This is a genomic window from Rhodococcus sp. 05-2254-6, assembly GCF_002258565.1.
Classification (GTDB): domain Bacteria; phylum Actinomycetota; class Actinomycetes; order Mycobacteriales; family Mycobacteriaceae; genus Rhodococcoides.
Genome location: NZ_NOZF01000194.1, coordinates 16,876 through 27,022, shown reverse-complemented (window position 1 = coordinate 27,022; position 10,147 = coordinate 16,876). Strand labels below are relative to the sequence as shown.

The following is a 10,147-nucleotide window of genomic DNA, read 5'->3' as shown; positions in this document are numbered from 1 at the left end:
CGGATCCCGTCGCTTCGCCGTCGCGGCGTTCGTGACGCAGGTGGCCGGTTCGTTGTTCGGCCTCGGTCTCGCGGTTCTGGCCAAGACCTTCGACGCGGACTGGGGATTCCGGTTGCACGTCGGAACCGCTGTGGGCCCGACGACTTGGATCTTCGGTGTGGTCCTGGTCGCGACCTCGCGAATGGATACGTTGTGGCGCAGGCGAATCCGCGTCGAAGGTCTTGGCCAGAACCGCGAGACCGAGGCCGAACAACGAACCGGCCACCTGCGTCACGAACGCCGCGACGGCGAAGCGACGGGATCCGATACGGCGCTCGATCGGTGCGGCGGCCAGCAGCACCCCGACCGTGGCCACCACACAACCGGCGATGTTGGGTGCCGCCAGACCCGAGGTGAGCGGGGTCCACAGGTGCCAGTGCTCGAACGGCATGATGCCCACGGCGAAGTACTTGTCCATCTCGCCGCGGTTGTCCACGACCGCGGCGACGATGCCCATCACCCAGACGACGGCGAGCAAAGTGAAACTGACCGGTGCTCCCACGGCACCGAACACGATGAGCGCCCACACCCGCCGAAGCTGGCGCATGACTGCAGACGCACCGGACCTCAGGGATTCGGTGCGCGCGGACATCCACGACGGTTCGGCGGGTGTCGATACTTCGGCGTCCGCCGCAGACGGTCGTTCCGGATCGGTCACGTTCACGAAATCAACCCTGTTCTCGTTGCCAGCCATGGGAGCTCGCGCCGGAGGCCTTCCGACCACACCGCGAAGCTGTGTCCGCCCGGTACTTCCACGTACTGCACGTCCATTCCGGCGGCCTTCGCCGCGTCGTACATCTCCTGTTGGCCCGGTTTGTAGTCGTTGTCGTCGGACCCCACGACGAAAATACCGGCGGAGTCGGGGTACTGACGTGATTTCAGCAGGTCGAGTGGGTTGATGGCGGTGAACGCCGCGGAGTTTCCTCCGAAGGCCTGCTGCACCGTGCGGTCTCGATCGCCGAGAGTCGGCTCGCGCTGGCCGGAGAGGTCGAGGAACGTGGGATAGACATCGGGGTGATTGGTCGCCATCTGAATCGAGCACGTACCGCCGTAGGACAATCCGCCGATCGCCCAGTGTGCGCGATTGCGGTCCACCTGCAGCGCCGAGTCGATCCAGTCGGGAACGTCGCGGGAGAGATACGTGTCCACGTTGCCCAGCGGCGAGTCGACACAGAGCGGATTCGCCATCGACGACCCGGTTCCGTCCGCGACGACGACAACCGGCGCGAGACCGGCATGATCGCGAGCGAAATCGTCCATCGTCTCGGCGAGTTTTCCGCCGTTGAGCCAGTCCTCGGGTGCTCCCGGCTGGCCGGCGAGCAGCACGAGAACCGGAAGGAGCGGGCGAGGATCGGCGAAGTAGGCGGGCGGCAGGTAGATCTCCGCATCTCGTGCGGTGAAGTTCGACGCGGTGGCCGGAATGGATGCCGAGGTGATCTTCCCGGCGGTCGCCAGATCTGCCGGTGCTGTCCACACCGAGTCCAGAGGCGTGCCCGTAACAGTCTGTTCCACCGCAGCGGGCACATCCGAGAACTGAATGCGCGCCGCCGACTCGGCACCGAGAGCATTGCCCACGGTGGGATACGCGTCGAACTCGAGGTTGACGTGCAGGGCCGACGCCGCCACCACGAACACCATCGCCAGCACCGACGCCAGCGTGCCCAGCACCCCTCGGGCGTTCACCGCCCTGGGAATCACCGCGAACAGCGCAGCGAGGCCCACTCCGATCCACACGTAGATCGAGGTCTCTATCGGATCCGGGAACGGTCGCCACACCTTCTCGACCACCACGTAGCCGATCGCCGTGACGACGATCGCTGCCGTGACGACGATCGGCACTGCACGTGTGGCGTATCGCCGCGATCTCGAGACGAGCAGCCACAGACCACCGAGGGCACCGAGAACGGACACGATCACCGGTACCGGACCATCGATCAACGACAGGGAATCGAACCACTCCACGCTTTCGTCTCCGCTCACTTCTCGAAAGTCGGGCCGAAAGGCGGCACGATCACAGCACAGATTATTCGCCCCGGGAGTCCTGCGGTCGAGACCCGCCGATTCGTCGCGACTGCGACTATGACCGATCCCACATCAGTTGAACGGTCGGTACTACCACGAGTAGTACGCATCCACGTCGGAGTAGCCGTAGACTCGGACGAATGGCTGGTCTTGGTGAACTAGAGCGCGCAGTGATGGACCATCTGTGGGAGTCGTCCGATCCCCAGACCGTTCGACAGGTCCACGAGGCACTTGCGACGCATCGCGAACTCGCGTACACGACGGTGATGACGGTGCTGCAGCGGCTGGCCAAGAAGAAGTTGGTCGTCCAGCAACGCGACGACAGAGCGCACCGCTACGCACCGTTGCACGGTCGCGACGAGCTGGTCGCAAGCCTTATGGTCGATGCGCTGTCGCAGGCACCGGCGTCGGGTGGACGCGCAGCGGCACTCGTGCACTTCGTCGGTCAGGTGGGGGCCGACGAAGCCGACGCCCTCCGTGAGGCGCTTGCCGCGTTGGAAGTGGCACAATCGACATCGAAGTCCCCTTCGGCTGGAGATCGCCGTCCGACGGACTGACGCTCGCGGCAGTAGGTGAGGACATGAACTCGACGACTGCGCTGGTATTCGCAGTACTCGCGCTGATCCTGGCTGGGCCGGTTCCGGCAGTGCTCGCTCGCGCGAGCTGGCCGTACCGGTCACCGCGCGCCGCTTTGGTTCTCTGGCAGGCAATTGCTCTCGCTGCGGTGCTCTCGGCTTTCAGCTCCGGCCTCGCGATCGGCGGACTGCTGCTCGTCCCCGGACCTGACGGTCGTCCCACGACGGCACCGACCGACGAGATCGACGCGCTCGGTCTGCCCCTGTGGACTCTCTACGTCGTCGTCCTCGCCATCACGCTCGGCATCGGTGCCAAGCTCATGTTCTCCGTCGTTCGGGTAGCGGTCAGAACCCGTCGCCGACGTTCCAGGCATCGCGTGCTCGTCGATCTGCTGGATCGAACCGACTTGGGAGAGAACCCTTTTCGCGGCCTTCGCGACGCAGACATCCGGGTACTCGACGCGGCCGAACCGATCGCGTACTGCCTACCCGGTCTGCGTCAGCGGGTGGTCCTGAGTCGGGGAACGTTGGCCAGCCTGTCCGAGGCCGAGGTCACTGCGATCCTCAGCCACGAGCGGTCACATCTACGCGCCCGCCACGATCTGGTTCTCGAAGCGTTCACCGCCGTCAACGAAGCCTTCCCGCGGATCGTCCGTAGCAAGTCGGCGCTCGGCAGCGTGCAGCTGCTGGTCGAGCTGCTCGCAGACGACTCGGCGGTCAAGGTCACCGGACCCACTCCGTTGGCCAGGGCACTGGTCACATGCGCCGGGTCCACCGCCCCGCGTGGCGCGATGGCCGCCGGAGGGCCGCACACCCTCATCCGTGTGCAGCGCTTGAGCGGCCCGGGCAGCGATGTGCGCATCGCCGCGGCGGCCTACGCGGCGGCCGTGGTGATCCTGGTTCTTCCGACGATCTACGTTGCCATGCCGTGGCTGGAGGAGCTGAGCAAGCTCATCGGGTGAGCTCGCACGCGATCGGGGTCGCACAGGTCACATCGACTCAAGTCGAACAATTGGCGGTACGTCCCGTACAGTGGAGACCGGTCGCCATCGCGACCTAGCAATCGAAATGGCACAAACAGCCCCACTTTATGCAGTTCTCATCTGCATTCTGATGGCCAGGTGACAGTGCCCTGGCTCGTATCAATGTGTTCTGGCTGTTTTTCGTGTTTCCCGGTTCTTCGGGTGCTCTCAGCTTCGGGCTTATTGGCGTGCCCGTAATCCGGAGAGGCTTTACTGCGTGACCCACGCTGTTTCCAACACACCCGTTTCCACCATTTCCGACACCACGGCAGTCCCGACGCCCGTAGCGGCACCGGCCTTCACCTTCGCCGATCTCGGACTGCCCGAGGCTGTCGTCGCCGCATTGGCGCGCAACTCGATCACCGTGCCCTCCCCCATCCAGGAGAAGGCGCTTCCCGACGCGATCGCCGGTAAGAACGTCCTCGGTCGTGCGCAGACCGGCTCGGGCAAGACCCTGGCCTTCGGCCTGCCGATCCTGCAGCGCCTGTCGCTGCACACCGATCGCCCGGCCGCCAAGCGCCCGCGTTCGCTCGTGCTGGTCCCCACCCGCGAGCTCGCCTTCCAGGTCGTCGAATCCCTCGCTCCCTACGCCAACGCTCAGGGCCTGCGAGTCATGCCAGCCGTCGGCGGTACCCCGTTCAACAAGCAGGTCGAGCAGCTCCGACGCGGAGTCGACGTCCTCGTCGCCACTCCCGGCCGCCTCGCCGATCACCTCCGCCAGGGCACCTGCATCCTGGACTCCATCGAGATCACCGCGCTCGACGAGGCCGATCAGATGGCCGACATGGGCTTCCTGCCCGAGGTGCGTGCAGTGCTCGCCGACACCCCGGCAGACGGACAGCGCATGCTGTTCTCTGCCACCCTCGACCGTGAGGTTCAGTCACTGGTACGCCAGTTCCTGCCCGATCACGTCGAGCACTCCACCCAGGACGGCAAAGCCAGTGTCCGGACCATGGATCACTACGTCCTCATGGTCGACCGGGGTCAGAAGGATCTCGTTCTCTCCGAGATCGGTGCTCGCGAAGGCGGTCGCACCATCATGTTCGCGCGTACCAAGCTGGGCTGCGACGGGATCACCGATCGCCTCCGTGCGCTCGGTATCGCCGCGGAGTCGCTGCACGGCGGCAAGGCTCAGAACCAGCGCACCCGCGTTCTCGAGCGTTTCAAGAACGGCCGCACCCCCGTCCTCGTCGCTACCGACGTTGCTGCTCGCGGAATCCACGTAGACGGTATCGACCTGGTCGTCCACGTCGATCCGCCCGCAGACCACAAGGACTACCTGCACCGCGCAGGACGCACGGCACGCGCAGGCGAGAAGGGCACCGTCGTCGCGATCGTGCTCCCCAACCAGCGTCGTCAGGTTCTGCGTCTGACCGGTATGGCCGGCGTCAAGGCCACTGCCGTCAACGTCTCGCCCGGTTCGGCCGAGCTGAACAGCATCACCGGGGCGAAGAAGCCGACCGGTGAGCCTCTGCGCGCCGAGTCCGCTCCTCGTGACCGGAACAGCCGTCCCGGCTACCAGGGCTCCAACCCCCGTAGCGGCGGCGGATACCAGGGCTCCAACCCCCGCAGTGGCGGCGGATACCAGGGCTCCAACCCCCGCAGTGGCGGCGGATACCAGGGCTCGAACCCGCGCAGCAGTGAGGGCTACCAGGGTGACCGTCCCCGCACCGGCTACCAGGGCTCGAACCCGCGCAGCAGCGAGGGCTACCAGGGGTCCAACCCGCGCAGCAGCGGCGGATACCAGGGCTCCAACCCCCGCAGCAGCGAGGGCTACCAGGGCGACCGCCCGCGTCGCTCCGAGGGCCGCGGCTACGAGGGTCGTGGATCCGACAACCGTGGCTCCGACAACCGTGGCTCCGACAACCGTCGTCCCGCGTCCGGCCCCCGCCAGGACGAGCACCGCTCCGGAGGCTTCCGCAGCCGCACGGAACGCCGTTCGTACGACGGTTTCGACGGTCCGGCTCGCAGCCACTGATCGGTTCGTAACCGTGCGGTCGTAACTCGACCGGAGCATATTTCGACGACATGAGGTGTCGCATTCTTCGCGAATGCGGCACCTTTTGTCGCTGTCTACGGCCAGGTTTGAGTTCTGCTGGGGGGTTGGCTCGCGCGACGCCGCTCGGCAGGGAAAGCTGTCTGTATGACCTCAGCAGCAGAACCGACAGAACTGGCTCAGATCGGAGTCACCGGACTCGCCGTCATGGGCTCCAACATCGCCCGCAACTTCGCCCATCACGGCCACACCGTCGCATTGCACAACCGCAGTGTCGCCAAGACCGATGCCCTGATCGCCGAGCACGGCACCGAGGGCAACTTCGTTCGCACCGAAACCATCGAGGAGTTCGTCGCCGCTCTCGCGAAGCCGCGCCGAGTGCTCATCATGGTCAAGGCAGGCGACCCGACCGACGCTGTGATCGAGGAGCTTGCAGGCGCGATGGAGGAGGGCGACATCATCATCGACGGTGGTAATGCCCTCTACACCGACACCATTCGTCGCGAGGCGGCCATGAAGGAGCGCGGACTGCTCTTCGTCGGTGCCGGCATCTCCGGCGGCGAAGAAGGCGCGCTCAACGGACCGTCGATCATGCCGGGTGGTCCGGCCGAGTCCTACAAGGCCCTGGGTCCGCTATTGGAATCGATCGCAGCTCAGGTCGACGGCACGCCGTGCTGCACCCACATCGGACCCGACGGCTCCGGACACTTCGTCAAGATGGTCCACAACGGCATCGAATACGCCGATATGCAGCTCATCGGTGAGGCGTACAACCTGTTCCGCGACGCTCTCGGCTACACGCCTGCTCAGGTAGCGGACGTGTTCACCGAATGGAACAACGGTGATCTGGAGAGCTACCTTGTCGAGATCACCGCCGAGGTTCTTCGACAGGTCGACGCCAAGACCGGTCAGCCTCTCGTCGACGTGATCGTCGATGCTGCCGAACAGAAGGGCACTGGTCGCTGGACGGTCAAGGCAGCCCTGGACCTCGGGGTTCCTGTCACCGGTATCGCCGAGGCGGTGTTCGCTCGGGCTCTGTCGGGGTCACGCGCTCAGCGCAAGGCAGCCGTCGGACTCGCTTCGGGAACACTGGCCGACAAGCCGACCGACGCGGAGCAGTTCACACACGACATCAGTCGGGCTCTGTACGCGTCGAAGATCGTCGCCTACGCACAGGGCTTCGACCAGATCGCCGCGGGCAGTGCCGAATACGACTGGAATTTGCATCCCGGTGACCTCGCCACGATCTGGCGCGGTGGCTGCATCATTCGCGCGCGGTTCCTCGACCGCATCAAGGACGCGTACGACGACAACGCCGAACTGCCGAGCTTGATCCTGGCCCCGTACTTCCGTGATGCCATCGAGAACGCCATCGACAGCTGGCGTCGGGTCGTCATCACCGCGGCCTCGTTGGGTATTCCGGTCCCCGCGTTCGCGTCCTCGCTCTCCTACTACGACGCGTTGCGGGCAGAGCGTCTACCTGCCGCTCTGACACAGGGACAGCGAGATTTCTTCGGGGCGCACACCTACGAGCGAACCGACTCGGAAGGAAAGTTCCACACTCTGTGGAGCGGCGATCGTTCCGAGATCGAAGCCTGACCGACGACCGCCCGCCGGTGGCGCTGCGTGCATCACGCAGCGCCACCGGTGGTACGTACCGAGAACAAGGTCAGACGGGCACCGGCCCGAGTATCGGTTGGACCACCGTCGACGGGATGCCCTCCCACGGCAGTGCACCTTCCAGGTCCTTCCACACCGCCTGCACCGCACTGAAGCACCCTTGGCCGTACACGTCGGATGCGGTGTACAGAATATCCGCACAGTCCGGTACGTCGATGGTGAACAGCTCGAATCCGGCTGCAGTGCAACCGATTCCGGACTCGAGCTCCAGCATTCCCGAGACCACCGATGCGCCGAGCGAATTGAGAATTCTCGAGGACTCGTGCGGCCCGCGCCCCGTCAGGACGATCTCCGGGCTGCCGAAATTCGTGAGACCGACCGTGTAGCAGAACGCCGGATGGATACCAATGGGATCGACTTCCGATTCGACGTACTGCAGGGCCCAGCCACACCTGTCGATGGTGCGTATCACGCCCTCGATGTACTCGTCGACGCTGTGGCCCTGACACATCTTGCACATAGCTCCCCCACACTCTGCGTGCGATCGCCCCCTCGGCAATCACGGTGTCGAACGCCGATCGAACATGCGTTCTGCCCCGAGTATTGCGCGTGGCACCGACAAGAAGATTCCGACGCACGGCCGACGCAGCGGTATGGTCACAGCCATGCCGGGTCAATCCGTTCGATCGTTCGCAGAACTGGGACTGCCCGTGGTTCTCGTGCACTCGCTCAGGAAAGCGGGTGTCTCCGAGCCGTTTCCGATCCAGTCCGCCGCCCTGCCCGATGCGCTCGCGGGTCGCGATGTGCTGGGCCGTGCTCCGACCGGATCCGGCAAGACTCTCGCGTTCGGGCTTCCGCTGCTCGTGCGGCTTGCGGGCCGACGCAGCGAGCCCGGTGCACCGCGTGGACTCGTGCTGGCTCCCACTCGCGAACTCGCGCTCCAGATCCAGGAAGTGCTCGACGTCCACGGTGCGACGTTCGGCCTGCGCAGCGTCGGCGTGGTCGGCGGCGTTCCGCTCGAGCGCAATGTCCGAGAGATCCAGCGCGGAATCGACATCGTGGTGGCCACCCCCGGTCGCCTAAACGATCTCCTCGAGCGTCGTTCGATCACGTTGAATCGAGTGGAGGTCACCGTGATAGACGAGGCAGATCGCATGGTGGACATGGGATTTCTGCCCCAGGTCGATTCGCTTCTCGCTGCGACACCGACCGGCGGCCAGCGGCTGCTGTTCTCGGCGACCCTGGACGGAGACGTCGACCGCCTGGTCGAGAAGTTCCTCAGCGATCCGGCCGAACATTCCACCGCGGAGTCGGTGAGCGAACCGGACATCGCGCATTACGTGTTCAGGGTCGATGCCGGCCGCAAGACAGAAGTAGCTGCCGCACTTGCCAACAGGGACGGGCGCACGTTGCTTTTCGTCCGCACCACTCACGCGGTCGACCGGCTCACCGACGACTGTCGCCGGCTGGGCGTACCGGTATCGTCGTTGCACGGCAACAAGACTCAGGCGCACCGCACACGTTCGCTGGCCGCTTTCGGCGACGGCGCATCGACCGCGCTGATCGCGACCGATGTCGCGGCACGTGGGGTTCACGTCGACGACGTCAGCCTCGTGGTCCACGTGGACCCACCACTGGATTCCAAGGACTACGTGCATCGCGCAGGTCGCACTGCCCGCGCCGGCTCCAGCGGAACCGTCGTGACGTTGGCTACGGCCGAACAGGTGGATCACGTGTGCGCAATGGCGGGCGATGCCGGTGTCTCGGCAACGGTGGTCGACACCGAGAGCGATCCCACCTCGTGGCGTCGATTGACCGGGGCGCGTACACCCATCGGCAGGCCGCTCCCGGCCGAGGCGGTCGAAGCACCGGCACAACGTGGCTCGCGGCGCGGTGCTGCGCCCGTCCGACACGAGCGAGGCGGGCGGGCCGGGGGCAGGCGGGGCGGCAACAGAGGACGACGCGGGTGACCGCCTCGTGGTTGTCGATCGCGCTCGCCCTGGTTTCGGCATTCCTGTTCGCCTGTGCGTCGGTGGCACAGCAGAGCGCCGCGGCGTCGGTCCCCGAGGGAACGTCACTGCTCTCGGCTCTGATCCGAAGCCCCAGATGGTGGGTGGGCGTACTCGGCGACGGGGGCGGTTACGCCGTTCAGATCGCTGCACTGTGGGTCGGTTCGGTCCTGGTCGTGCAGCCGTTGCTCGTCACCGCCCTGCTGTTCGCACTCCCGATGTCGGCGAAATTGGCGGGCCGGGTTCTCCCTGCTTCGACGTGGGTGCTCGCATTCCTGCTTGCCGCCGCCCTCGCGGTGTTCATCGTGGTCGGCGACCCCAGCGAAGGTGACACCGACGCCCCTCTGTCCGACTGGATCGTTCCTCTGATCGTCGCCGCGGTCGTGATCGGCGGCGCAGCGGTGGGAGGTCTGCTCCTGACCGCCCCCGGTGTGCGGGCCCTGTTGCTCGGAGCCGCAGGAGGTTTGCTGTTCGGTCTGGCCGCGGCTCTGACGAAGTTGGTCACCGACCTCGTGGAGAACGAGAGGTTCGGCGCGTTGACGGCCTGGCAGACCTACGCCCTCGTCGGATCGGGAGTTCTCGGCTTCTACCTCCAACAACGCGCGTTTCAAGTCGGTCCGCTGTCCGCGTCCATGCCTGCCGTCACGATCGGCGAGCCCCTCGGCGCTGCGTTCATCGGCATCACGGTCCTGGACGAGCGAATCAGAACCGACGGGGCTTCCCTCGCCGTCATCGCCGTAGCGGTGTCCGTCATGATCGCCGCGACGATTCGACTGTCGCAGACCCAGGCGTCGACTCGCATCGAAAGGGAGACGGTGGACGGGGCGTCGACCCCGCCGATTGCGCCCGACCGGTAGTCTCGAT

Annotated in this window: 8 protein-coding genes and 1 pseudogene; 7 read left to right on the top strand and 2 right to left on the bottom strand. The window is 65.7% G+C overall.

Going from position 1 to position 10,147, the window contains the following annotated elements; genetic code table 11:
- Positions 1 to 214: pseudogene (locus tag CH256_RS28915) on the top strand (hypothetical protein); the annotation flags it as partial.
- A gap of 485 nt (positions 215 to 699) precedes the next feature.
- On the opposite strand, the gene CH256_RS27245 reads toward CH256_RS28915, so the two are convergent.
- Positions 700 to 2,001 (bottom strand): alpha/beta hydrolase, encoded by a 1,302-nt coding sequence (locus CH256_RS27245; RefSeq protein ID WP_094671527.1) that lies wholly within the window; start codon positions 1,999 to 2,001, stop codon positions 700 to 702.
- A 200-nt stretch (positions 2,002 to 2,201) separates the two neighbouring features.
- On the opposite strand from CH256_RS27245, the gene CH256_RS27240 reads away from it, so the two are divergent.
- The 4 genes from CH256_RS27240 (at position 2,202) to gndA (ending at position 7,253) form a co-directional block, all read left to right on the top strand.
- Positions 2,202 to 2,618 carry a BlaI/MecI/CopY family transcriptional regulator gene (locus CH256_RS27240; protein WP_094641733.1) on the top strand — a complete coding sequence of 139 codons (417 nt, stop codon included), beginning with the start codon at positions 2,202 to 2,204 and terminating at the stop codon, positions 2,616 to 2,618.
- Between the two features lie 23 nt (positions 2,619 to 2,641).
- Positions 2,642 to 3,598 carry a M56 family metallopeptidase gene (locus CH256_RS27235; protein ID WP_094641731.1) on the top strand — a complete coding sequence of 319 codons (957 nt, stop codon included), beginning with the start codon at positions 2,642 to 2,644 and terminating at the stop codon, positions 3,596 to 3,598.
- Positions 3,599 to 3,875: 277 nt separating this feature from the next.
- Positions 3,876 to 5,636 (top strand): DEAD/DEAH box helicase, encoded by a 1,761-nt coding sequence (locus tag CH256_RS27230; protein ID WP_373454885.1) that lies wholly within the window; start codon positions 3,876 to 3,878, stop codon positions 5,634 to 5,636.
- 165 nt (positions 5,637 to 5,801) lie between these two features.
- Complete coding sequence (gndA, locus tag CH256_RS27225; protein WP_094615060.1) at positions 5,802 to 7,253, top strand: NADP-dependent phosphogluconate dehydrogenase; 1,452 nt, start codon at positions 5,802 to 5,804, stop codon at positions 7,251 to 7,253.
- Between the two features lie 70 nt (positions 7,254 to 7,323).
- On the opposite strand, the gene CH256_RS27220 is transcribed toward gndA, so the two are convergent.
- Positions 7,324 to 7,794 carry a DUF4262 domain-containing protein gene (locus CH256_RS27220; protein WP_094671515.1) on the bottom strand — a complete coding sequence of 157 codons (471 nt, stop codon included), beginning with the start codon at positions 7,792 to 7,794 and terminating at the stop codon, positions 7,324 to 7,326.
- Between the two features lie 64 nt (positions 7,795 to 7,858).
- Here CH256_RS27220 and CH256_RS27215 point away from each other — a divergent pair, with 64 nt between their 5' ends.
- Positions 7,859 to 9,244: a DEAD/DEAH box helicase gene (locus CH256_RS27215; RefSeq protein WP_256989568.1), complete on the top strand. Its 1,386-nt coding sequence runs from the start codon at positions 7,859 to 7,861 to the stop codon at positions 9,242 to 9,244.
- Positions 9,241 to 10,140, top strand: a complete 900-nt coding sequence (locus tag CH256_RS27210; protein WP_094671513.1) for a DMT family transporter — start codon at positions 9,241 to 9,243, stop codon at positions 10,138 to 10,140. The genes CH256_RS27215 and CH256_RS27210 overlap by 4 nt, the downstream gene beginning before the upstream one ends.
- Positions 10,141 to 10,147 lie beyond the last annotated feature (7 nt).

Coding starts and splice junctions, on each gene's coding strand:
- CH256_RS27215 (WP_256989568.1), top strand. CDS start 7,859: ATGCGTTCTGCCCCGAGTATTGCGCGTGGCACCGACAAGAAGATTCCG.
- CH256_RS27220 (WP_094671515.1), bottom strand. CDS start 7,794: ATGTGCAAGATGTGTCAGGGCCACAGCGTCGACGAGTACATCGAGGGC.
- CH256_RS27240 (WP_094641733.1), top strand. CDS start 2,202: ATGGCTGGTCTTGGTGAACTAGAGCGCGCAGTGATGGACCATCTGTGG.
- CH256_RS27235 (WP_094641731.1), top strand. CDS start 2,642: ATGAACTCGACGACTGCGCTGGTATTCGCAGTACTCGCGCTGATCCTG.
- gndA (WP_094615060.1), top strand. CDS start 5,802: ATGACCTCAGCAGCAGAACCGACAGAACTGGCTCAGATCGGAGTCACC.